The organism is Lapillicoccus sp. (assembly GCF_039935575.1).
Lineage (GTDB): Bacteria > Actinomycetota > Actinomycetes > Actinomycetales > Dermatophilaceae > Lapillicoccus.
In genome coordinates this window covers 1-22,960 of record NZ_JBDTKA010000034.1, presented here as the reverse complement: position 1 = coordinate 22,960, position 22,960 = coordinate 1, and the positions used below count along the sequence as shown (strand labels likewise).

Below are 22,960 nucleotides of genomic sequence, written 5' to 3'. Positions count from 1 at the left end.
GCTGAGTCCCTTGGCCCAGCGTCCCGTTCCCCCCCGTGAGCCCCGGCCGGCGAGCTGCTCATCGGGCTCGCGAAGGTGACCGACGCCGAGCTGCTGGCGGCGCACTGCGAGGGTGACTCCCAGACGTTCGGGGAGATCTTCCGGCGTCAAAAGGACCGGATGTGGGCCGTCGCCGTCCGTACCTGCGGGAACCGGGAGATGGCGTCCGACGCAATCCAGGACGGGTTCCTAGCGGCCTTCCGGCGGGCCGGCCAGTACCGCGGTGACGCAGCGGTGACCACCTGGCTGCACCGAATCGTCGTCAACGCCTGCCTGCCTGGACCGTCTGCGGCGCCGCAAGCCCAGCGGACCGCTGCCCGAGGCCACCCCCAGCGACACCCTCACAGCACGACGCCAAACACCCGAGACACTCTCCCGGACCTGGCCCGGGCTCTGCTGGCCAACCCCGCTGACGAGGTCTCCCTAGGGGCCGCCGAATCGCCCGGGATCGGGCCCCTCGCCACCACCACCGGTGCCGCCGCGTGCGTCTGCGCCCTCGGGCGGACGGACGCCCTCCGGGTGAGCATCGACCTCGCGACGTATGCCGGTCAGCCCGCGGCCGTCGTCGCCGTCGAGCGACCGGACGGGGACCGCGCGTTCGCCGTGCAGCGCGACTGCTCGGCGAGCGACCCCAAGCACCTACAGGACGCTGTACCCGTCGGCTGAGACACGCAACGGGAACAAAGGTCCCGAGCCGCAGGTTCACTGATCACGCCGATATGGTGGTCGCATTCCCGGACATGTTGTGGTGCACGGCCGTGACACCCACATCATCTGGCGTTTTGACCTGATTCTCACGGATCACCGGAGGGGTTTACGAACATGCCTTCAGAGCTGTCACCGTCACCGGGGACGCCCCCCGACGTCACCGACGTCCGCGACGTCATCATCATCGGTTCCGGCCCGGCGGGTTACACCGCGGCCGTCTACGCGGCCCGGGCCAACCTGCGCCCGCTGCTCGTCGAGGGCAGCGTCACCGCCGGCGGCGCGCTGATGAACACCACCGAGGTGGAGAACTTCCCCGGGTTCCGGGACGGGATCACCGGACCCGTCCTCATGGACGAGATGCGGGCCCAGGCCGAACGGTTCGGCACGCAGATCGTCACCGATGACGTCGAGAGCGTCGAGCTCTCCGGCGACGTCAAGACGGTGGTCACGTCCTACAGCGGCACGCACCGGGCCCGCGCCGTCATCCTGGCGATGGGCTCGGCCTACCGTGAGCTCGGACTGCCCGACGAGAAGCGGCTGTCCGGCCGCGGTGTCTCGTGGTGCGCCACCTGCGATGGGTTCTTCTTCAGGGACCAGGACATCGCGGTGGTCGGTGGCGGTGACTCGGCGATCGAGGAGGCGACCTTCCTCACCAAGTTCGCCCGTTCGGTGACCATCGTGCACCGGCGCGGCGCCCTGCGGGCCAGCAAGATCCTGGCCGAGCGCGCGTTCGCCAACGACAAGATCACGTATGCCTGGAACTCCGCCGTCACGGCCGTGCACGGTGCGGACCGGGTCAGCGGGATCACGCTGCGCGACACGCAGACGGGCGAGGAGCGGGAGCTGCCCGTCACCGGGCTCTTCGTCGCGATCGGCCACGACCCGCGCAGCGAGCTCGTGCGCGACCTGGTCGACCTCGACCCGGCCGGCTACGTCGTCACCGGCATCGACAGCTCGCACCGCTCCACCGCGACCCGCATCCCGGGTGTCTTCGCCTGTGGCGACCTGGTGGACCACACCTACCGACAGGCCATCACGGCCGCCGGGTCCGGCTGCGCCGCCGCTCTCGACGCCGAGCACTACCTCGCGTCCCTCGACGACATGGAGCAGGACATCGAGCGGGCCGTCCGCGACGAGTCCGAGGCCGAGCTGTCGCAGGCGGCGGCTAGCGTCTGAAACGTCAGCCCTCGCCATCCCGATAACCCATCACCATCCATCACCAGCCATCACCAGCCATCACCAGCGCAGCGGGTCCTGCCCGCGGCACCAGGAAGGACCCCCAATGGGAGCCACCAAGGTCACCACCGACGCCACCTTCGAGGCCGACGTCCTCAAGAACGACAAGCCGGTGCTCGTCGACTTCTGGGCCGAGTGGTGCGGGCCCTGCCGCGCCGTCGCCCCGGTGCTCGAGGAGATCGCCAGCACCTATGGCGACAAGATCGACGTCGTCAAGCTCGACACCGACGCCAACCCCGGTGTGACCTCGCGTTACGGCGTGGTCAGCATCCCGACGATGAACGTCTACGTCGGTGGCGAGGTTGTCAAGACCCTCGTCGGTGCGATGCCCAAGCCCAAGCTGCTGCGCGAGCTCGAGGACTACATCGGGGGCTGATCGCCCGGTTCGACCCCGTTTGACCACGCTTGACGTCACCAGCAACCCGCTACCCACCCTCTGAGGTCGGGTAGCGGGTTGCTGTCAGTTCGGTGAACCCAGAGTGCGCCAGCAGACATGGCGCGGGCCGGTTCGGCTATGGTGCCCGATGGCGGCGCCTACGAAGCCGGCATTTCGACCCAGTCTGCGGAGCGGGATCGGGACACCCCAGCCCCGCATACCGCGCTGCCAGGCGCACCAACCACCGGCCGCACTGCTCGAGGAGGGGACGTGACCGAGACACACAACCGCCCCTTCGCCGGCATGGACGCCCGCCGGGGACACCGCGGCCCCGTGGTCCGTGAGATCCGGGAGCGCTTGGACCTGGCCGCGCCGCCGCTCGACCCGGACGACTTCGACCAGGAGCTGGACCACGCGGTCCGCTCCTTCCAGCAGGAGCGGAGACTGCTCGTCGACGGGATCGTCGGACCCTCCACGTATGCCGCTCTGGAGGCCTCCCGCTGGCGCCTCGGCGACCGGCTGCTGCAGTTCTCCGCTGGTCACCTGACCCGCGGCGACGACGTCCTCGAGCTCCAGGAGCGGTTGCTCGGGCTCGGCTTCCATCCCGGCCGCGTCGACGGCACGTTCGGTCCGGACACCGATCGTGCCGTGCGCGAGTTCCAGGGTGGGGTCGGTCTCGAGCCGGACGGATCGGTCGGGCCGGCAACCCTCGGGGCCTTCGCCGACCTGCGCCGCAGCGTCGGAGGTGGCGCTCCGGCGTCGTTGCGCGAGCGCGAGCTCGTACGCCGCTCCGGGCACAGCCTGGCCGGGCGCGTCGTCGTCCTCGACCCTGGTCACGGGGGCGACGACCTGGGAGCGGTCGCCCACGGCGTCGTCGAGGCCGAGGTGGTCCACGACATCGCCCGACGCATCGAGGGTCGGCTTAGCGCCCAGGGCGCGACGGTCTTCTACACGCGCACCTACACGACCTCTGCCGGTGACGACGCGGCGCGGGCGGCGTTCGCGAACGACTGTGGCGCCGACATCGTCCTCTCGCTGCACTGCGACACGGCCGACCAGCCGGATGCGAGCGGCGTCGCGACGTTTTTCTTCGGCCAGCGCCGGTTCGGAGCCTGGTCGGCCATCGGCGAGCAGCTCGCGGACCTGATCCAGCGCGAGACGGTGGCCCGCACCCGCATGACCGACTGCCGCTCTCACGCGCGAGCCTGGTCACTCCTGCAGCACACCCGGATGCCCGCCGTGCGTATCGAGACGGGCTATCTCAGCAACCCTGACGACGCCGCCCGGCTCAGCGATCCGGGGTTCCGCGACGATCTTGCCGAAGGTGTGGTCGTCGCCCTGCAACGGCTCTACCTCGGCGAGCAGGACACCAGCAACAACACCGGCGTGCTGCGCCTCGGCGACCTCCGCAAATACATGGAGGAGCTGGCGGGCTGACCCGCCACATCCGTCACCGTCAGTTCAGCGAGATGTCGTCGCGGTGCGCCGTGCCGACCGGTTGGGGGACTCCCAGCCCGCGCACGGGAGCCAGCAGCCGCTCGACCGCCTGCTCGACCTCACCACGCCACCGCAGAGCGGTCCGCAGGTCCAGGCGCAGACGCGGGTATGCCGCGTGCTCGCGGGTCGTGCGGAAGCCCACCGCCAGCAGGAAGTCGACCGGCAGGACGCACGCGGCCCGTCCGTCCCGAGAGCCGTATGCCTCGAGCGCCCGATGGCCGCGGCGCAGCACGTCCTTGGCGGCCGCCTGGACGAGTACCCGCCCCAGTCCCTGACCGGCATACTCCGGGTCGATCCGGGCCGTGACGAGCACGACGGCATCCCGGCTGACCGGCGCCGTGGGAAAGGCGAGCGCTCGCGGCACGAGGTGCGGCGGGGCATACATGATGTGTCCGGCGTAGTGCCCGTCGACGAGGACGACCCGGCCCGGCGTCCCCCACTCCAGCAGCGTCGACGTGAGCCAGGCCTGCTTGTCGTCCCGTGGTTTGGCGTGCCGGCGCCCCAGGGCCGGACCCAGCTCCCAGAAGACGCACGAGGCGCAGCTGCCGGTCAGGTCCGACAACCGGTCCACCGTGAACGGCAATATCTCGCGCCCCATCGGCCACCTCCCTCTGCATCAGCACTCATTGTGCGCTGCTTTATGCGCCCGATCGATCGCGAGGGGTTCTGGTTATGGTGGCGGGGTGACCACCACCGACGAACCGACCGAGTCCGCGCGGTCCTACGTCGAACCCACGTTCGAGCGGGATACCGACTACATCGCCGACCGGATCCTGGCCGTCGCGGACCAGGATGGCGAACAACCCCGCTGGCCGGTCGAACCGGGGCGCTATCGGCTGGTCGTCGCCCGCGCCTGTCCCTGGGCCAACCGGGCCATCATCGTGCGTCGGCTGCTAGGCCTCGAGGACGTCCTGTCGATGGGGATCTGCGGACCGACCCATGACCGGAGATCGTGGACGTTCGACCTGGACCCGGGTGAGGTCGACCCCGTGCTCGGTATTCCTCGCATCCAGGACGCCTACTTCCGGCGCTTCCCGGATTATCCCAAGGGCATCACCGTTCCCTGCATCGTCGACGTGCCGTCCGGCGCCGTGGTCACCAACGACTTCCCGCAGATGACGCTCGACCTGTCGTCGCAGTGGAAGGAGCTCCACCGACCCGGCGCGCCCGATCTCTATCCCGAGGACCTTCGGACGGAGATGGACGTGGTGATGAAGCGGGTCTACACCGAGGTCAACAACGGCGTCTACCGGTGTGGGTTCGCCGGCACGCAGGACTCCTACGACCAGGCCTATGTACGCCTGTTCGACGCCCTCGACTGGCTGTCGGATCGCCTTGCAGGACAACGGTTCTTGATGGGTGACACCATCACGGAGGCGGACGTTCGGCTCTTCACGACGCTGGCCCGTTTCGACCCGGTCTACCACGGCCACTTCAAGTGCAACCGGCAGAAGCTCACCGAGCTGCCCGTCCTCTGGGCCTACGCGCGTGACCTGTTCCAGACGCCCGGCTTCGGCGACACGACGGACTTCACCCAGATCAAGCAGCACTACTACATCGTCCACCGCGACATCAACCCGACGGGGATCGTTCCGGACGGCCCCGAACTCACCGCGTGGGCGTCACCACACGACCGAGAGTCGTTGGGAGGCAAGCCATTTGGAGCCGGTACGCCGCCTGGACCGGTGCACAACGGGGAGGTCGTGGCGCCTGGGAACAACCCGGCCCTGGCGCTACTCTGACTCATTTTCGTTGCGGTGCAACGGGGCTCGGACTTCCTGTGATGCCTGTGACTGCTCGTCGGGCCGTGGGTCAGCCTCGTGCTCACCGAGGAGTGCGGCAATCCGGTTGAGGTCCTCGACCGAGGCGAACTCCACCGTGATCTTGCCCTTGCGCTGACCGAGGACGATCGACACGCGTGTGTCGAGGCGGTCGGAGAGCCGGGCCGACAGGTCGTCGAGCTGAGGGTGACGGTGACCCGCCGCGGGTCGTCGCGTGAGTGGAGCCTGGTCGCCGCCGAGCGCCACGATCTCCTCGACGCTGCGCACCGAGAGACCCTCGGCGACGATCCGCTGGGCGAGCCGTTCCATCGCCGCGCCGTCCTCGAGACCGAGCAGGGCGCGGGCATGGCCGGCGCTCAGCACTCCGGCGGCAAGCCGGCGAGCCACGAGCGGCGGCAGCCGCAGCAAGCGCAACGTGTTGGAAATCTGGGGGCGGGAACGGCCGATCCGACTCGCCAGCTCCTCGTGTGAGCACCCGAAGTCGTCGAGCAGCTGCTGGTAGGCTGCCGCCTCTTCCAGCGGGTTGAGCTGGCTGCGGTGCAGATTCTCCAGCAGGGCGTCCCGCAGCAGGGCGTCGTCCTGGGTCTCCTTGATGATGGCCGGAATGGTGTCGAGACCGGCCAGCTGGCTCGCGCGCAGCCGCCGTTCACCCATGATGAGCTCGTAGGTAACGGTCGGGACGGTGTCCGAGGAGTCGGCCGCGTCACCGGCCGTTCCCGCTGTTCCGCTGCCCGCCGTTCCGCCGTCGGCCGTTCCGTCGTCAGGCACGCGCCGGACCACAATCGGCTGGAGCACCCCGATCTCACGGATCGAGTGAGCAAGCTCGGCCAGGTCGTCCTCGTCGAAGACGGTCCGTGGCTGTTTGGGGTTGGGGCGGATCGACGCGACGGACAGCTCGGCGAAGACGGCGCCGGGGACCGGGGCCAGTCCGGCTTCGACGCCGGCCCGCGCCTGTTCATCGCTCGCCGCTGTCCCGGCGTCGGCCGACACTGTCGACGAGGGCTCGTCAGCCGCCGAAGAATGAGCGTCGGCATCCCGGAAGAACACGTCCGCGGGGCGGGCCGGGTGGGGTGCGTTGGGAATGAGAGCTCCCAGTCCCCGCCCCAACGCTCGTCGCTTCTCGCTCATGTGTCGACCTCCGCTGTGGTGTGTAGGGTGCTCGTCGCTCACGAGCTCTCGGCCCCTCGCTGCGCCAGCTCGCTGGCTGCTTCGAGGTACGCCAGCGCTCCGCTGCTGGCGGCGTCATAAGTCATGACCGTCTCCCCGAAGCTCGGCGCCTCGGAGACCCTGACGGACCTTGGAACGCTGGTGCGCAAAACCTGTTCGGGAAAGTGGGTGCGGACCTCGTCCGCCACCTGGGACGACAGGCGGGTCCGGCCGTCATACATGGTCAGCAGGATGGTGGAGACGTGCAATGTCGGGTTGAGGTGGCTACGGATCAGCTCGATGTTCTTCAGCAGCTGCGACAGCCCCTCCAGTGCGTAGTACTCGCACTGGATCGGGATAAACACCTCTTTGCCTGCGACGAAGGCGTTGATGGTGAGCAACCCGAGGCTGGGCGGACAGTCGATGAGGACATAGTCGGTCTCGTGGTTCGCCAGGTAGGTCTGCAGGGCGCGGTCCAACCGTGTCTCGCGCGCCACCATCGAGACGAGCTCGATCTCTGCCCCGGCCAGGTCGATCGTCGCCGGGACCACCCTCAAGTTGGGCACGTTGGCGCATTCGACGACCACTTCGGCCAACGCGCGCCCATCGACCAAGGCGTCGTAAACGCTCGGCACCTCCGCGTGATGGTCTACTCCGAGGGCCGTGCTGGCGTTTCCCTGGGGATCCAGGTCGACAACGAGCACAGACAGGCCCGACTGGGCCAGGGCGGCTGCGACGTTGACCGCCGTCGTCGTCTTGCCCACGCCACCCTTCTGGTTGGCGACGGTGAGCACTCGAGTCGTCGGTGGCTTCGGGAGCATGCGTCCGGACAGGTTGATACGACGGCGCGTGTCGGCGGCCAGCGTCTGGGCCAGTGGCGTATCAGCCCCAGCATCGGGGATGCTGGCAGCCAGCTCAGTCCGCAACGAGTCCGCTGTTTCACGTGAATCAGCGACGGTATCGATTTCGGTGTCGATGTCAGCGCTGGGGTCCGGGCCTACATTTGACGTGACGGCAGGCGTTTCACGTGAAACAGGCCATCCCACCGCTCGGCCCATGGCCGCTGGCCCCGGCCACCCCAGGGCGGCGGTCAGACCCGACGGTGCGGGGAGAGAGGCCGACAGTGTTGAGGCTGCTGAGGCTGTTGAGGCTGTTGAGGCTGCTGACAGTGGAGCGCTCTCAGCACCCACCGACGACCGCCTCCCACCTCTGACCGAACACATCACGATCGCCGACTCCGCCACCGTCCGAGAGTGGCCTGCCTATCCAACCACGGCCCCTCGTCCCCCTCGCACCAGTATGGCTGCACGCCTTCGCGTGGTTGCGAGGACACGTCGGACTAGCGTTTGCCTGTTCCTCGGCGGCCGGCGGAGCGCCGTCCTGAACGTCGCTTCTCTACTCCTGGTGACGATCCGGAGCTGCCGGCCGCCGCCGAGCCCACCGTGACGCTCAGCACGACGGTCTCCGGTAGGACCACGCCGGCACCCCAGCGCGTGATCTGACAGTCGACAGCGCCCAGGGCCGTGAGGGCACGCTGGTCCCGCGTCAGCTCCAGCTCGGCGCGGTCCCCCTTGAGGGCGTGCAGCCGGCCGTTCTCGGAGAGCAGCGGCAACGTGATCCGGGCGAGCTCGGCGGTCGCGGCGACGGCCCGCGCCGTGGCATACGCGAATCCGCCCGTACTCCACAGACTTTCGGCGCGGCCGTGGTGCACCATGACGTTCGTGAGCCCCAGCTCCTCGACGGTGGCACGAAGCCAGACCACCCGGCGTTGCAAGGGTTCGACGAGGGTCAGCTGCAGGTCCGGACGCGCGATGGCGAGCGGGATGCCGGGCAGACCGGCCCCCGAGCCGATGTCCGCGACGGTGGCGCCCCTGCTGAAAAGTGGAGCAACGACGGCACTGTTCAGCACGTGACGATCCCAAAGACGCGGCGCTTCTCGTGGGCCGATCAACCCGTGACTGATCCCGGTGTCGGCCAACAGCCGGACGTATGCCTCCGCTTGCCCCAGCCGAGAGCCGAACACTGCCGCTGCCTGGACCGGCGTCGAGCGGACAGTGGGGGTCAAGGGTGGCCTGTCCTCATCGGTCCCGGCTGACCCAGTTGATTTCGCCAGCGACCGAGCCGCACCTCCATGTTTCACGTGAAACCGCAGCTGCGGATGCTGGGTCCCCCTCGCGCCTTGGCTCCACGTCGGTGATGTCAGTGACTGTCATCTCGGACCGGGGGACTGGCGCGGGCGCACTGATCAGGCGGGCAGGATAACGATGTGGCGGTGCGGCTCGACGCCTTCGGACTCGGAGGACAGCCCGGCTGCTGACACCTCGTCATGCACGATCTTTCGCTCGAACGCGGTCATGTTGTCCAATGCCTTCTGCGCGTGTGTCGAGCGCACGTCGGCAATAGCGGCCTGCGCCACCTCGACGAGGGTCGTCCGCCGCTGGGCGCGGTGGCCGGCGACGTCGAGCATCAGGCGGCTCCGTTCGCCGGTCTCGGCTTGCACTGCAAGCCGGGTCAGCTCCTGCAGCGCTTCGAGAACCTTGCCGTCCGCTCCGACGAGCCGGCGTGGCACCCGACCTTCTTCGGAGTCGACGATCGCGACGGCCGCCCGATCTCCGTCGATGTCGACCTCGATGTCACCGTCGAGGTCGGCGATGTCCAGCAGTCGCTCGAGGAAGTCGGCCGCGACCTCGCCCTCACGTTCCAGCAGGCCGACTCGACCGCCGGGGTTCCGCGGACCGGCCACCGCACCGGCCGGGTCAGATGTGCCGCTGGATTCAGATGTGCCAGTTTCAGCGGCAACGGCGAGGAAGGCTGGCTCGTCACCCTCACTCGGGTAGGCGGTCTCGGTCATGTCATCCGTGGGCACGGGGTCAGCGGCGTCCATGCGGTCGGCACTCACGGCATCGAGCGCATTGTCAAGCTCAAGATCCTGGTCGTTCTGTTGGTCGAAGGGTGTGGTGCTCGTCGTCGAGTCGGTCATCATCGGTCTCCTGGGGTGAGGCAACAGGTGTATGGGCGGGTGGCATACCCGCAGGTCAGGCGGCACAAGGCGCTTCCTAGGACGTGTTCAGGACCGGGCGGTGTCCGGGCCGTTGGTCCGCGGTCTCGACTGCCCGCGTTTGGATCGGCGCGGAACACCCGTGGACCCGGGCGATCCGTTCTGCGCGGGCCTGCCGTTCTGCGCGGGTCTGCCGTTCTGCGCCGGTATGTCGTTCTGCGCCGGTATGCCGTTCGGAGAGGCTGTGCCGTTCGGCGACGTCTTCGGCCCGGCCGCCTTGGGTGGAGTCGTCTTCGGCGAGCCCTCGGGCGGCGGGGGTGTCGCACCGTTCGACCCGGCGGGAGCCGCAGCCTCGTCCGGCTCCGCCGGGTCCACGGCCCCCGGGTCCACGGCCACTGGCTCCACGGCCAGTGGCTCCGTCGAAGCTGGCTCCGTCGAGTCGTCGACCGGAACGTCCTGCGGGGTCCGGGCTATCGCCGGCGGGGCCTTCTTGTTGCGCTTCTTGCCCTTCGGTTGCTGGCGCTGGCCACTGACCTTGCCGGTATCCGTCGCCGGCGCGTCCTGGATCTCGGCGATCTCCTCGGTGGTGTCGCCCAGCCCGGGGATGTGCATCCGCTTGATCGTCTTACCGCGGCGAGCCTGACGAGCCTCGTAGTCCCGCTCCGCCTCGGAGCCTGGCGCAGGCATCCGGCGGATGACGTAGAACTGCTGGCCCATCGACCACGCGTTGGTCGTGAGCCAGTAAAGCAGCACACCGATGGGGAAGTTGATGCCCGAGAAGAGGAAGAAGACCGGCATCAGGTAGAGGATGACCTTCTGCTGCTTCATGAACGGGTTGTCCAGGGCAGAGGCCGGCATGTTCTTGCGCATCAGCTGACGCTGCGTGGTGAAGGTCGTCAGTGACATCAGCACGATGAGCACCGCGGTGAGGATCTTGACGTTGAGGTCGCCCGAGCCGACGAAGGTGCTGGACAGCTGCGCGCCGAAGAGCGTCGACTTCTCGATGATCGAGGCGACGTCCGGCGTGATCGGCCCGACCGGTGCGTGGGTGCCCCGGGCGATGTGCGGCAGGTTGTTGAGCAGCTGGAACAGGGCGAAGAAGAACGGCGACTGCAACAAGATCGGCAGGCAGGACGAGAACGGGTTGGAGCCGGTCCTCTTGTAGAGATCCATCGTCTCCTGCGTCATCTTCTGACGCGACTCCGGGTCCTTCTTGTCCTTGTACTTCTTCTGGATCTTCTGCATCTCCGGCTGGATGAGCTGCATCTTGCGCGACGACTGGATCTGCTTGACGAACAGCGGGATCATCAGGAACCGGACGACCGCGGTCAGTCCGACGATCGACAGCGCCCAGCCCAACCCGCTGGTCTCGGGGATCCCGAGCAGGGTGAACAGCCTGTGCCACGCAGTCATGACCCAGGCCTCGCCCCACATGATGGGGGTCAGCAGGTTGACGAAGAAGTCGTACACGGTGGTCCTCGGTATGAAGGTGGGGGGAGTGCTCGGTGGGGTCGCCCTGCGCGGGTGCGGCTCAGGTGCGGCTCTGGTGGTGGTGAGCCGGCTGTGTGCCGGCCATCTGGGAACGGACCCTCTCGGGAACGTGGTCCACGCCGCCGGGGTTCCACGGGTGGCAGTGCAGCAGCCGTCGCATCGCTAACCACGTCCCCCGGAACGGGCCGAACCGCTCCAGCGCCGTGATGGCGTAGGCCGAGCAGGAGGGGTAGAACCGGCAGGACGGCGGGGTCATCGGGGAGATGACGAGCTGGTAGGCGCGGACCAGGGCGATCAGGGGCAGCGCGAGGAGTCGACGGCCGCTCACCGGCGCCTCTCCCGTCCCGGCGGGCGGAGCACGCGGCGCAGACCGTCATCGAGCTCGGCGCTGAGCTCGGCCGTGCTCGCACCCGCGGCGGCCGGGTTGGCTCGCACTACGAGGTCGAACCCGTCCGGTATGCCCTCCAGCCGCGCTGCGACGAGATGGCGCAGCACCCGCTTGGTCCGGTTGCGTACCACGGCGCCGCCGACGGCCTTGGAGACGACGAAACCGACCCGCGGCGGCAGGTCGGCCGGCCCGCCCGCATTTGTCAGACCGGATGAGGCGACGGCGTGGACGATCATCAGTCGGCCGCCCGCACGGGTGCTACCTGGTCCGCGTACGACAGCCGTAAAATCGGCGGCGCGACGCAGCCGGTGACGTGCGGGGAGCACGTCATGGCCTCAGGCGGACAGCTCGGAGCGGCCCTTGGCACGGCGGGCGGCCAGGATGGCGCGGCCCGCGCGCGTCCGCATCCGCAGACGGAAGCCATGGGTCTTGGCCCGGCGGCGGTTGTTCGGCTGAAAGGTGCGCTTGCTCACGAGGTGGTCTCCGTCAGGGTCAGGTGGCGTCCGGGCCGCCTGAGCAGGTGGCTGGTGGCTGCTGTGTCGCTGCCGGTCGTGGCTCGCGAAAGAGCCCCACAAGTGGGGTCCGGACCACGATACGGGAGGGCTGGCGACAGGGTCAAACCGGCTCCGGCACGCGACCACATCCCCTCGAACCGTCCCGGCGAACGGCTCCCAACCCTTGATCATCGCGCGTCAGCCGACATGGTCTGGTGCGACACGCCGACGGCCGGGTTCAGGGGTGTACAACTGCCTCTTCGGAGGTTGGACAGCGCCGGTCGGTTGTTGTTAGCGTCACGCCTCACGTCGCGATGTTCACAGGCTGTGGAAAACCATGTGGACAGTCGTTCGGAACCGCGGCCACGGCGACCATGGCGAGCAGGGCTGTCGATTGCGTATGCGTGGGCGGAAGTGGGGGAGATGGGCGACACCGATGGTGAGGCTGGGTCGACCGGGTCAACCGGTGAGGTCGACTACCACCGCGTCTGGCTCGACACCATCCGCGCCCTGGACGACAACGGCATCCCGCAGCGGCAGCGTGCCTTTCTGGGTCTGTCGCGCCTCGTGGGGGTCCTGCAGAACATCGCGATCATCGCGACGCCCAACCCCTTGACCAAGACGATCATCGAGAACGAGCTCGGAGAACCGGTACGCCGGACGCTCAGCGAGCAGCTCGACCTCGACGTGGCGACCCTTTCCGTCTCGGTCGACGACACGCTGGAGGCGGAGTACCCGCCTGCGTTGCAGGACCATGGGCCCCCGCTGCGGCTGGACGAGCGCTGGACGCAGTTCACGCCCGGTTCCGAACAGGGCGCCGGAGGACACATCGGCTCGAAGCCCACCATCGGCACTCCCGGCACTCCCGAGACTGATGGCCGCAACGGGAACGGCAACCACGCCAGGACGGGGAACGGCACTGTCGACGAGCTGCGCCCCGGCGCGCGCGAGGCGGACAAGAGCCGGCTCAACCCCAAGTACACCTTCGACACGTTCGTCGCCGGGTCGAGCAACCGCTTTGCGCACGCCGCGGCCTTGTCGGTGGCCGAGGCGCCGGCCCGCGCATACAACCCGCTGTTCATCTATGGCGACTCCGGTCTGGGCAAGACCCACCTGCTGCACGCCATCGGGTTCTACGCGCGAACTCTGTTGCCACACCTACGAGTTCGTTACGTCAACTCCGAGGAGTTCACGAACGACTTCATCAACTCGATCCGCGACGATCGGGCCGCGCGGTTTCAAAGCGTCTACCGCGACGTCGACGTTCTGCTGATCGACGACATCCAGTTCCTGGCGGGCAAGGTCCAGACGCAGGAGGAGTTCTTCCACACCTTCAACGCGCTGCACAACGCCAGCAAGCAGGTCGTCATCACCTCCGACCTGCCGCCCAAACAGCTGACCGGCTTCGAGGAGCGGTTGCGGTCCCGGTTCGAGTGGGGGCTGATCTGTGACGTGCAGCTGCCGGACCTCGAAACCCGGATCGCCATCCTGCGCAAGAAGGCGACGTTGGAGAGGATGAACGCCCCGGACGACGTCCTGGAGTACATCGCCAGCAAGATCAACACCAACATCCGCGAGCTGGAGGGCGCACTGATCCGGGTGACCGCCTTCGCGAGCCTCAACCGCCAGGCGGTCACCCCCGACCTCGCCGAAATCGTGCTGCGCGACCTGATCCCCAGTGAGCAGCCCAACCAGATCACCGTCTCGACGATCATGGGGCAGACGGCGGCCTACTACGCGCTGACCATGGACGACCTGTGCAGCAGCTCCCGCTCGCGTCAGCTCGTCACCGCCCGCCAGATCGCGATGTACTTGTGCCGCGAGCTCACTGAGCTGTCCCTGCCCAAGATCGGACAGCACTTCGGCGGTCGCGACCACACGACGGTGATGCACGCCGACCGCAAGATCCGCGAGCTGATGTCCGAGCGACGCGCGATCTACAACCAGGTCACCGAGCTGACGAACCGGATCAAGCAGCAGTCCCGCTAGCCGCACGGTCGTCCCACTAGCTGCATCGCGGCCTGTCCCCACGGTTTTCCACAGGTTCTCCCGCGCCCCACCACCTGGTCGTGGCTCGATATCCACTGCCTGTGGAAAAGTCTGTGGACCACGGTTGTGGAGGCCACCCGTACCGGACAGCGATGCGCCGCCCCCTTTTCCACAAGGGCCTGTGGACACGTCTCGACAACGGTGGACGAGCGGGGTGGATCGGTGTACTACCCGCGGGTTCGAGAGCCAAAGCTGGGGACGACTGACGCTCGTCCCCAGCCGGGCCGAGTTCTCCACAGCGGTCTCCCCCAGCCGTCCCCACCCCGATCCGGGGCGTGACCTGCACGGACACCAGATATCCACCGGATCCACAGCCCCGATGATGACGACGAGACCGAGAAAGGATCTGGATCGCCCCGCGTACTCGAGGGACCGGGCAGCGACCAGACAAGGGAGCACGGATGCCGGACCTTGTGGTGGCCGCCGGTTCGAGACACTAGGGTTCGGACTCCCACGAGTTGGGTCTCCACGCAGACGTGGACGTAGGAGGTCGGCAACGCCGGCCGGTGAAGGGCGGACAGGTGAAGTTCAGGATCGAACGCGACGTCCTCGCGGACGCCGTCACGTGGGTGGCCCGCGGCCTCCCGGCACGCCCCCCCGTTCCGGTGCTGGCTGGGGTGCTGTTGCAGGCCGACGCGGAAGGCACCCTCACCCTGTCGGCCTTCGACTACGAGGTGTCGGCCAAGGTCACGGTCCCGGCCGATGTTGCCGAGCCCGGCACGGTGCTCGTGCTCGGGCGGCTGCTCGCCGATATCTCCCGCAACCTGCCGGCCCGTCCGGTCGACGTGGCGCTGGAAGGCAACAAGGTGCAGGTCACCTGCGGGTCGTCCCGGTTCAGCCTGCTGCGTATGCCTGCCGAGGACTACCCCACGCTGCCTGCGGCACCGGAGTCCAGCGGCACGATCCAGGGCGACGTGTTCACCCAGGCGGTGTCGCAGGTCTCGATCGCCGCCGACCGCGGCGACACGCTGCCGATCCTCACGGGTGTCCGGATGGAGATCGAGGGCGACAAGATCACCCTGCTCGCCACCGACCGCTACCGTCTGGCGGTCCGGGAGCTGAGCTGGCAGCCCAACGTCCCAGCTGGCACCACCGGCTCAGGCTCGAGCCACGTCGCGCTGATCCCCGCCCGCACCCTTTCGGACACGGCGAAGGCTCTCGGCGCCAGCGGTTCCGTCGACATGGCGCTCGGCGGCAGCGGCGGGTCGGGTGGGTCGGGTGGGTCGGGTGATGGACTGATCGGCTTCGAGGCCGGCCAGCGACGCACTACCACCCGGCTTCTCGACGGCGAGTACCCCAAGGTCACCTCGATCTTCCCGACCAGCGTCGACACCGTGGCGGTGATCGAGACGGCGTCCTTCGTCGAGGCGGTCCGCCGGGTGGCCCTGGTGGCCGAGCGCAACACCCCCGTGCGGCTGCGGTTCACCGACGGCCAGCTCGACATCGACGCGGGCACCGGTGATGACGCGCAGGCGTCCGAGGCGGTAGAGGCGGTGCTCACCGGTCCCGGCGTCGAGACCGCCTTCAACCCGCATTTCCTGCTCGACGGGCTGGGAGCCCTCGGGGCGGCCTACGCGCGACTCTCGTTCACTCAGCCGAGCCGCCCGGCTGTGCTCACCGGTCAGGAGTCGGCCGACGCCGAAGCCGACACGACCTACCGATATGTCCTGATGCCGGTCCGTTTCGCCAGCTGAGCCGCGGCGGTAACCTGACTCCCGCGCTCCCAACACCCTGTTCGACACACCCTGTTCGACCCGCACGCCGCCCGTCAACGCACCGCCGTCGAAAGGTCCGCCATGCAGCTCGGTCTCATCGGTCTCGGCAAGATGGGCGGCAACATGCGCGATCGCCTGCGCCGCGCAGGCCACGAGGTCGTCGGTTACGACCGAAACCCCGACGTCGCCGACGTGCGGACCCTGGCGGCGCTCGTCAAGAAGCTCGAGGCCCCACGCGTCGTGTGGGTGATGGTGCCCTCGGGCGCCCCGACCCGCGACACCATCGCCAAGCTCGCCGACCTGCTCGACAAGGGCGACCTGATCATCGACGGCGGCAACTCGCGTTTCACCGACGACTATGAGCACGCCAAGATGCTCAAGCCCAAGGGCATCGGCTACGTCGACTGTGGAGTCTCCGGCGGCATCTGGGGACTGGAGAACGGCTATGGCCTGATGTGCGGTGGTGACAAGAAGTGGGTCACTCTCGCCATGCCGATCTTCGACGCGCTGCGCCCCGATGGCCCCCGCGACGAGGGATTCGTCCACGCCGGGGAGGTCGGGGCGGGGCATTACACCAAGATGGTGCACAACGGGATCGAGTACGGGTTGATGGCGGCGTATGCCGAGGGCTACGAGCTGCTCGAGAAGAAGGACATCATCAAAAACGTCCCCGGGGCGTTCAAGGCGTGGAGCCGCGGCACCGTCGTGCGCTCCTGGCTGCTCGACCTCGCGGTCGCGGCGCTGGAGGAGAAGCCGTCGCTCGACGGGGTCTCGGACTACACGGTGGACTCCGGAGAGGGCAAGTGGACGGTCGAGGAGGCGATTGCGAACGACGTCCCGATGCCGGTCATCTCGGCGTCGCTGTTCGCTCGGTTCGCGTCGCGGCAGTCCATCTCCCCGACGATGCAGATGGTCGCGGCGCTGCGTGGACAGTTCGGTGGACACCCGGTCATGACCATCGAGGAGGGCGACGCCCTGCGCGCCAAGGTCGGTGCCGGCGACGCTGACCCGACGCTCGGCAAGCAGGCCGAGACCGCCAAGAAGCCGACGGCGAAGAAGGCCGTCCACCATGGGCGCAAGGCTGCCGCCGCCGGACCGTCGTCGGGCACGGGCACGACCTCGTGACGGCTCGGCCGACACTCGGGTGCCGGGCGTGCACGTCCGGCACCTGAGCGTCACCGACTTCCGCAGCTACGCCGCGGCCGAGCTCGCCCTCGGCCCCGGCATCACCACCCTGGTCGGGCCGAACGGGCAGGGGAAGACCAACCTCGTCGAGGCGATCGGCTACCTCGCCAGCTTGGCCAGCCACCGGGTCGCCACGGACCTGCCGCTCGTCCGGCACGGCGCCGGGCAGGCGGTGATCCGCGCCGTGGTCGACCGCGCCGGTCGGGAGACGGTGCTGGAGCTCGAGCTCAATCCCGGTCGCGCTAACCGCGCCCGCCTCAACCGGTCTCCGCTGACCCGCCCGCGCGACCTCCTCGGCTCGCTGCGCACCGTGTTGTTCGCCCCGGAGGACCTCGCGCTCGTCAAGGGTGACCCCTCCGTGCGCCGCACGTTCCTCGACGACCTGCTGGTGCAGCGCCAACCCCGCTGGGCCGGCGTCCGCAGCGACTACGACAAGGTGCTCAAGCAACGCAACGCCCTGCTGAAGTCGGCTGCGCCCGTGCTACGTCGCGGTGCGAGGCGGCCCCGGCGGGTCAGTGCGCCCGACGAGCCGTTGGACGATGCCCGCCAGTCGGCGCTGCACACCCTGGAGGTGTGGAACGAGCACCTCGCCGACGTCGGGTCCCAGCTGCTCTACGCGCGCCTACGGCTGCTGCGGGACCTCCGCCCTCATCTCGCGACAGCCTACGAGGCGGTCAGCGCCGGCCAGTCAGACGCCCGGGCGCACTACCGCGCCAGCCTGCGGGAGGAGGCAGCGGCGCGGGTTGCCGCGGGCGAGGTGCCCGAGATCACCGAACTACGTGACGAGCTGCAGGCGACGTTCGCCGAGGTGCGCGACCAGGAGGTCGAGCGAGGGGTGACGCTGGTCGGGCCGCACCGCGACGACGTGGTCCTCGGCCTCGGTGAGCTGCCGGCCCGCGGGTACGCCAGCCACGGCGAGTCCTGGTCGTTCGCGCTGGGACTGCGGCTTGCGGCATACCGGCTGCTGAGTAACGACCTCGGCGAGGACCCAGTCCTCGTGCTCGACGACGTGTTCGCCGAGCTCGACACCGGCCGACGCGAGCGCCTCGCCGAGCTGGTCGCCGACTGCGAGCAGGTGCTGATCACCGCCGCCGTCCCGGCGGACGTCCCAGAGGGCTTGCGCACCAGCGGGACCACGTATGCCGTCACGCTCGGTGAGGTCACCCGTGTCCCCTGACGGAGTGGCGCCGGGTTCGGGCGATGCCCACTCTGGTGACAACTCTGGTGACGACTCTGGTGACAACGGCCGGACCGGTGCGGACCGGCGCACCGGTGCCGAGAAGAATGCCGGTGCCGCAGCGGTGGAACGGGCCCCCGACGCGGCCGAGGCCGCCGCCCGGGCGTTGGCGCGGGCCCGCAAGGCCGCCCGCGACAAGGGGCTCCGCCCGGGGTCGAAAGCGGCCCGCCGACGCGGCTCCCGACCGGGGCCGGCGGGCACCCCGTCGGGCAGCGCCCCCGACGGTCGGGATCCCGCGCTGCTGGGGGCACAGCTGGACCGGCTGATGTCCGACCGGGGCTGGGAGGTCGACGTCAAGGTCGGCGCCGTTATCGGCCGCTGGTCCCAGATAGTCGGGTCCGACATCGCCGAGCACGTCCAGCCGGTGTCGTTCGAGTCCGGGGTCCTGGTCCTGCGAGCCGACTCCACGGCGTGGGCCACCCAGATGCGGCTGCTCGAGTCCATGCTGCTCGGCCGGCTCGAGAACGAGGTCGGCGTGGGCACCGTTACCGAGATCACCGTGACCGGTCCGAGCGCGCCGTCCTGGGCCAAGGGTCGGTGGCGGGCTCCGGGCCGTGGCCCGCGAGACACCTACGGCTGATCTGCTGCTGCCAGTTGCCGTCGAACGGGAGTTGGTGCCGGCTGAGGGCCGTTTCGGGGCCGCGATACCGACCAACACCCGTTCCGCGTAGCGCTCATAGACTCGACTCCGTGAGCCGCACCGAGCATCTGGTCACCGTCGACGCTCTCGCCGCCGAGCTCGAGACGTCGTTCCCGCCGGTCCTGCTGGACGTGCGGTGGCGGCTGTTCGACGAGCCCGAGGCTGGGTGGCGCCGCTACCTCGACCAGCACCTGCCCGGCGCCCGGTTCCTCGACCTGGAGCGGGTCCTCACCGGGCATACCGACAACCCGCGCGACGGGCGGCACCCGCTGCCGGACCTCGAGACGCTCGTCGCGGGGCTACGCGAGCTGGGGGTCAGCGCGAGCGACGACCTGGTCGTCTACGACGACCCCGTATCCTTTGCCGCCGACCGGGCCTGGTGGGTGCTGCGCTGGGTGGGGCTGCGGGCCAGGGTGCTCGACGGAGGCCTGCCTGCCTGGGTGGCCGGGGCCGAGGAGACCGAGTCCGGGAAACCAGAAGCGGAACCGGAACCGCCCCTGCCGAGCCGGTCAATGGGACTGGACGGTCTGCATACCGGACAGCTGTCCAGCATCGACGCAGACGAGGCCGCCCGCTTCCCCGAGCACGGCGTCCTGGTGGACTGCCGGGCGCCGAACCGGTTCAGCGGCGAGTACGAGCCCCTCGACCCGCGGGCCGGGCACATCCCTGGTGCCGTCAACATCTCGGCGGCGACACTGTTCACCGACGACGGACACCTGCCCGCGGACGACGAGTTGCACCGGCGCCTCGCCGGGCTGATCGGAGTGACCGAACAGACTGGAGCGACTGAGCAGGGCCCGGTAGCGGCCTACTGCGGCTCGGGTGTCTCGGCGGCCCACGACGTGTTGGCACTGGCGGTCCTCGGCCGCGACGCGGCGCTCTTCCCGGGGTCCTGGTCGGCCTGGTCCAACGACCCCGACCGGCCCGCGGCGACCGGCAGTGGGTCGCCTGGATCACCTCCGGCTCACTGAGTTGTCCACAGCGCCTGGGGACAGCGCTGTGGACAACCGTGGCGAACAGGCAGCCGGGACGAGCACACTGAAACCTCGCAGGAGCCGCCGCCGAGGGTTTGGGGCGATCCCCCACACCCAATAGCGGGGTATTTGGCGGCAAACCGCCCGCACGGAGCCTCCTGAGGCCACTTCAGCTCGCGCCGACGGGTAGAATGAGAACTCAACCAGCGGCCATCCGTCGTGGGCTCTGTCCCACACTCGGGGGCCGTTCGTCCTGATCGCGCCGACCGCTGGTGCCGGTCGACAGCCAGGAGGAACCATCGTGTCCGAGGCCGAACAGACCCCCAGCACACCGGGCGTCGGCCCCCAGCCGAACGGCACGACCTACGACGCCTCAGCGATCCAGGTCCTCGAGGGCCTGGAGGCGGTCCGCAAGCGCCCGGGCATGTACATCGGCTCCACCGGACCACGTGGCCTGCACCACCTGGTCACCGAGATCGTCGACAACTCCGTCGACGAGGCGCTGGCCGGGTATGCCGACACGATCGATGTGACCCTCCTCGCCGACGGTGGGGTGCGGGTCGTCGACAACGGTCGTGGCATCCCCACCGACATCGGTCCGGGCCAGAGCGTCAGTGCGGTCGAGCTGGTGATGACGCAGCTGCACGCCGGTGGCAAGTTCGGTGGCGGTGGTTACAAGGTCTCCGGAGGCCTGCACGGCGTCGGCTCCTCGGTCGTGAACGCCCTGTCGACCCGCCTCGACATCGAGGTGCGGCAGAAGGGCTACCGCTACTCGATGGAGTTCGACATCGGCGTCCCTCGCGGTCCGCTGCACCGCGGCGTGGCCCTGGAGGACCCCGACGAGACCGGCACCACGGTGATCTTCTGGGCCAACGGCGACATCTTCGAGACCACCGACTACGACTTCGAGACGCTGCGCGCCCGGTTCCAGCAGATGGCGTTCCTCAACAAGGGCCTGACCATCACGCTGACCGATGAGCGCGACGAGGTGACCGAGGGTTCCGAGGACATCGACCTCGACCAGGCGGACGCCGAGGTCGCCGTCGAGACGGTGGACGCACCCGACAGCTCGGGTACCTCGGGAGCAGACACACCGAAGCGCAAGGCCAAGAAGGTCAGCTACCGCTACGACGGCGGTCTCGTCGACTACGTCAAGCACCTGGTCACTTCTAAGCGGTCCGAGCCCATCCACCCCGAGATCATCTCGATCGAGGTCGAGGACACCGACCGGTCGCTGGCTCTCGAGCTGGCCATGCAGTGGACCAACGCCTACTCCGAGTCGGTCCACACCTACGCCAACACGATCAACACCCACGAGGGCGGCACCCACGAGGAGGGTTTCCGGGCGGCGATGACCAAGCTCGTCAACGACTTCGCTCGCAAGAACAACCTCATCAAGGAGAAGGAGGAGAACCTCACCGGCGACGACATCCGCGAGGGCCTGGTCGCCGTGGTCTCCGTCAAGATGGGCGAGCCGCAGTTCGAGGGCCAGACCAAGACCAAGCTCGGCAACTCAGAGGTCAAGGGTTTCGTCCAGCGGGCCATGACCGACGCGTTCGGGCACTGGCTCGAGGCGCACCCGCGCGAAGGCAAGGACGTCGTCGGCAAGGCGATCCAGGCGTCGATGGCGCGGATCGCGGCCCGCAAGGCGCGCGAGTCGACGCGGCGCAAGGGCCTGCTGGAGTCCGGTGGACTACCCGGCAAGCTCTATGACTGCCAAACCAAGGACCCGGCCCAGGCCGAGATCTTCATCGTCGAGGGCGACTCGGCCGGCGGCTCGGCCAAGTCCGGCCGCAACCCGCGCACCCAGGCGATCCTGCCGATTCGCGGCAAGATCCTCAACGTCGAGAAGGCCCGGATCGACAAGATCCTCGCCAACAACGAGGTCCAGGCGCTCATCACCGCCTTCGGCACCGGCATCGGGGAGGACTTCGACCTGGCCCGCGCGAGGTACCACAAGATCGTCCTGATGGCCGACGCCGACGTCGACGGCATGCACATCCGGACGCTGCTGCTCACCCTGGTGTTCCGCTTCATGCGGCCGCTCATCGAGGCGGGCTACGTCTACCTCGCGCAGCCGCCGCTCTACCGGCTCAAGTGGAGCAACGCCCCGCACGAGTTCGCCTACTCCGACCGTGAGCGCGACGCCATGATGGCCGACGGTAAGGCCCAGCGCGGGTGGCGGCTGCCCAAGGACAACGCGGTGCAGCGCTACAAGGGCCTCGGCGAGATGAACTACGAGGAGCTCTGGGACACCACCATGAACCCCGAGACCCGGACCTTGTTGCAGGTCACGCTTGCGGACGCGGCGGCCGCTGACGAGATCTTCGCGATCCTCATGGGCGAGGACGTCGAGTCCCGGCGCGGGTTCATCCAGCGCAACGCCCGGGACGTGCGGTTCCTGGACATCTAGGTATGCCTGCCGCCGGGTGCGCGCCGCCCGGCGCCCGCGGTGAGTGACAGGCATACCCGAAAAGCATTGAGAGACAAGGATTCCCACGTTGAGCGAACAGCCCCCCACTAATGGCACCGACGGATCTGACGGCACGGACGAGCCGACGAACCTCCCGGACGACGACCTAGCGTCGGCCGGCGGGGACGGGAACGGAGGACCGACCGAACCTCCCCAGTACGACCGGATCGAGGCTGTCGACCTCAACACCGAGATGCAGCGCTCCTACATCGACTACGCGATGGCGGTCATCGTCAGCCGCGCCCTGCCGGACGTGCGCGACGGGCTCAAGCCGGTGCACCGGCGGGTTATCTACGCGATGTATGACGGCGGATACCGTCCCGACCGCGGTTACAACAAGTGCGCGCGTGTCGTGGGCGACGTCATGGGGCACTACCACCCGCACGGCGACTCGCCCATCTACGACGCCCTCGTCCGCCTCGTACAGGACTGGTCGATGCGTTACCCGCTCGTCGACGGCCAGGGCAACTTCGGCTCGCGCGGCAACGACGGCGCCGCGGCGCCGCGCTACACCGAGTGCCGGATGGCCCCGC

The 22,960-nt window shown here is 68.8% G+C and carries 22 protein-coding genes; 13 read left to right on the top strand and 9 right to left on the bottom strand.

Translation table 11 applies throughout. The annotated features are described in order from the left end of the window. Positions 1–75 precede the first annotated feature (75 nt). From ABI385_RS04465 to ABI385_RS04450, 4 genes are all read left to right on the top strand, one after another. Positions 76–705, top strand: a complete 630-nt coding sequence (locus ABI385_RS04465) for a sigma factor (RefSeq protein WP_348102536.1) — start codon at positions 76–78, stop codon at positions 703–705. A gap of 156 nt (positions 706–861) precedes the next feature. Beyond that, a complete protein-coding gene (gene trxB, locus ABI385_RS04460; protein WP_348102535.1) occupies positions 862–1,923 on the top strand; it encodes a thioredoxin-disulfide reductase in 1,062 nt (353 codons plus the stop codon). 106 nt (positions 1,924–2,029) lie between these two features. Then, positions 2,030–2,359 carry a thioredoxin gene (gene trxA, locus ABI385_RS04455; protein WP_348102534.1) on the top strand — a complete coding sequence of 110 codons (330 nt, stop codon included), beginning with the start codon at positions 2,030–2,032 and terminating at the stop codon, positions 2,357–2,359. 270 nt (positions 2,360–2,629) lie between these two features. Next, positions 2,630–3,796, top strand: a complete 1,167-nt coding sequence (locus ABI385_RS04450) for an N-acetylmuramoyl-L-alanine amidase (protein ID WP_348102533.1) — start codon at positions 2,630–2,632, stop codon at positions 3,794–3,796. A 19-nt stretch (positions 3,797–3,815) separates the two neighbouring features. On the opposite strand, the gene ABI385_RS04445 is transcribed toward ABI385_RS04450, so the two are convergent. Continuing rightward, positions 3,816–4,454, bottom strand: coding sequence for a GNAT family N-acetyltransferase (locus ABI385_RS04445; protein WP_348102532.1), 639 nt, complete (start codon positions 4,452–4,454; stop codon positions 3,816–3,818). Between the two features lie 85 nt (positions 4,455–4,539). Between ABI385_RS04445 and ABI385_RS04440 the strand changes: the two genes are divergently transcribed. Next, positions 4,540–5,598, top strand: coding sequence for a glutathione S-transferase C-terminal domain-containing protein (locus ABI385_RS04440; RefSeq protein ID WP_348102531.1), 1,059 nt, complete (start codon positions 4,540–4,542; stop codon positions 5,596–5,598). Here the strand turns inward: ABI385_RS04440 and ABI385_RS04435 are convergent. From ABI385_RS04435 to rpmH, 8 genes are all read right to left on the bottom strand, one after another. Next, positions 5,590–6,765, bottom strand: a complete 1,176-nt coding sequence (locus tag ABI385_RS04435) for a ParB/RepB/Spo0J family partition protein (protein ID WP_348102530.1) — start codon at positions 6,763–6,765, stop codon at positions 5,590–5,592. The genes ABI385_RS04440 and ABI385_RS04435 overlap by 9 nt on opposite strands. Positions 6,766–6,803: 38 nt before the next feature. Beyond that, a complete protein-coding gene (locus tag ABI385_RS04430) occupies positions 6,804–7,709 on the bottom strand; it encodes an AAA family ATPase (RefSeq protein ID WP_348102529.1) in 906 nt (301 codons plus the stop codon). A 413-nt stretch (positions 7,710–8,122) separates the two neighbouring features. Then, positions 8,123–8,848 carry a 16S rRNA (guanine(527)-N(7))-methyltransferase RsmG gene (gene rsmG / locus ABI385_RS04425; protein ID WP_348102528.1) on the bottom strand — a complete coding sequence of 242 codons (726 nt, stop codon included), beginning with the start codon at positions 8,846–8,848 and terminating at the stop codon, positions 8,123–8,125. Positions 8,849–9,028: 180 nt separating this feature from the next. Continuing rightward, positions 9,029–9,763, bottom strand: coding sequence for a R3H domain-containing nucleic acid-binding protein (locus tag ABI385_RS04420; RefSeq protein ID WP_348102527.1), 735 nt, complete (start codon positions 9,761–9,763; stop codon positions 9,029–9,031). Positions 9,764–9,850: 87 nt separating this feature from the next. Next, positions 9,851–11,251 carry a membrane protein insertase YidC gene (gene yidC / locus ABI385_RS04415; RefSeq protein ID WP_348102526.1) on the bottom strand — a complete coding sequence of 467 codons (1,401 nt, stop codon included), beginning with the start codon at positions 11,249–11,251 and terminating at the stop codon, positions 9,851–9,853. Positions 11,252–11,312: 61 nt separating this feature from the next. Continuing rightward, the gene (yidD, locus tag ABI385_RS04410; protein WP_348102525.1) at positions 11,313–11,600 is read right to left on the bottom strand and encodes a membrane protein insertion efficiency factor YidD; all 288 of its coding nucleotides are present in this window, start codon (positions 11,598–11,600) and stop codon (positions 11,313–11,315) included. After that, a complete protein-coding gene (gene rnpA / locus ABI385_RS04405) occupies positions 11,597–11,986 on the bottom strand; it encodes a ribonuclease P protein component (RefSeq protein WP_348102524.1) in 390 nt (129 codons plus the stop codon). Before rnpA ends, yidD begins: the two co-directional genes overlap by 4 nt. 9 nt (positions 11,987–11,995) lie before the next feature. Next, complete coding sequence (gene rpmH / locus ABI385_RS04400; protein WP_348102523.1) at positions 11,996–12,133, bottom strand: 50S ribosomal protein L34; 138 nt, start codon at positions 12,131–12,133, stop codon at positions 11,996–11,998. Positions 12,134–12,577: 444 nt separating this feature from the next. Here rpmH and dnaA point away from each other — a divergent pair, with 444 nt between their 5' ends. The 8 genes from dnaA to ABI385_RS04360 form a co-directional block, all read left to right on the top strand. After that, the gene (gene dnaA, locus ABI385_RS04395) at positions 12,578–14,143 is read left to right on the top strand and encodes a chromosomal replication initiator protein DnaA (protein WP_348102522.1); all 1,566 of its coding nucleotides are present in this window, start codon (positions 12,578–12,580) and stop codon (positions 14,141–14,143) included. A gap of 581 nt (positions 14,144–14,724) precedes the next feature. Then, positions 14,725–15,897: a DNA polymerase III subunit beta gene (gene dnaN / locus ABI385_RS04390; protein ID WP_348102521.1), complete on the top strand. Its 1,173-nt coding sequence runs from the start codon at positions 14,725–14,727 to the stop codon at positions 15,895–15,897. A gap of 51 nt (positions 15,898–15,948) precedes the next feature. After that, on the top strand, positions 15,949–17,043 hold the full coding sequence (gene gnd, locus ABI385_RS04385; RefSeq protein ID WP_348102538.1) for a phosphogluconate dehydrogenase (NAD(+)-dependent, decarboxylating): 1,095 nt from the start codon (positions 15,949–15,951) through the stop codon (positions 17,041–17,043). A gap of 28 nt (positions 17,044–17,071) precedes the next feature. After that, positions 17,072–18,280, top strand: a complete 1,209-nt coding sequence (recF, locus tag ABI385_RS04380) for a DNA replication/repair protein RecF (protein WP_348102520.1) — start codon at positions 17,072–17,074, stop codon at positions 18,278–18,280. After that, positions 18,270–18,920 (top strand): DciA family protein, encoded by a 651-nt coding sequence (locus ABI385_RS04375; protein WP_348102519.1) that lies wholly within the window; start codon positions 18,270–18,272, stop codon positions 18,918–18,920. The genes recF and ABI385_RS04375 overlap by 11 nt, the downstream gene beginning before the upstream one ends. A gap of 110 nt (positions 18,921–19,030) precedes the next feature. Continuing rightward, positions 19,031–19,951 carry a sulfurtransferase gene (locus tag ABI385_RS04370; RefSeq protein ID WP_348102518.1) on the top strand — a complete coding sequence of 307 codons (921 nt, stop codon included), beginning with the start codon at positions 19,031–19,033 and terminating at the stop codon, positions 19,949–19,951. 304 nt (positions 19,952–20,255) lie between these two features. Continuing rightward, positions 20,256–22,367 (top strand): DNA topoisomerase (ATP-hydrolyzing) subunit B, encoded by a 2,112-nt coding sequence (gene gyrB, locus ABI385_RS04365; protein WP_348102517.1) that lies wholly within the window; start codon positions 20,256–20,258, stop codon positions 22,365–22,367. A 253-nt stretch (positions 22,368–22,620) separates the two neighbouring features. After that, a partial coding sequence (locus tag ABI385_RS04360; protein ID WP_348102537.1) for a DNA gyrase subunit A occupies positions 22,621–22,960 on the top strand: 340 nt, incomplete at its 3' end.

Bases quoted from the DNA above. Each gene is read 5' to 3' on its own strand.
- ABI385_RS04445 (WP_348102532.1), bottom strand. From the start codon at position 4,454: ATGGGGCGCGAGATATTGCCGTTCACGGTGGACCGGTTGTCGGACCTG.
- trxA (WP_348102534.1), top strand. From the start codon at position 2,030: ATGGGAGCCACCAAGGTCACCACCGACGCCACCTTCGAGGCCGACGTC.
- ABI385_RS04435 (WP_348102530.1), bottom strand. From the start codon at position 6,765: ATGAGCGAGAAGCGACGAGCGTTGGGGCGGGGACTGGGAGCTCTCATT.
- dnaA (WP_348102522.1), top strand. From the start codon at position 12,578: ATGGGCGACACCGATGGTGAGGCTGGGTCGACCGGGTCAACCGGTGAG.
- trxB (WP_348102535.1), top strand. From the start codon at position 862: ATGCCTTCAGAGCTGTCACCGTCACCGGGGACGCCCCCCGACGTCACC.
- ABI385_RS04420 (WP_348102527.1), bottom strand. From the start codon at position 9,763: ATGACCGACTCGACGACGAGCACCACACCCTTCGACCAACAGAACGAC.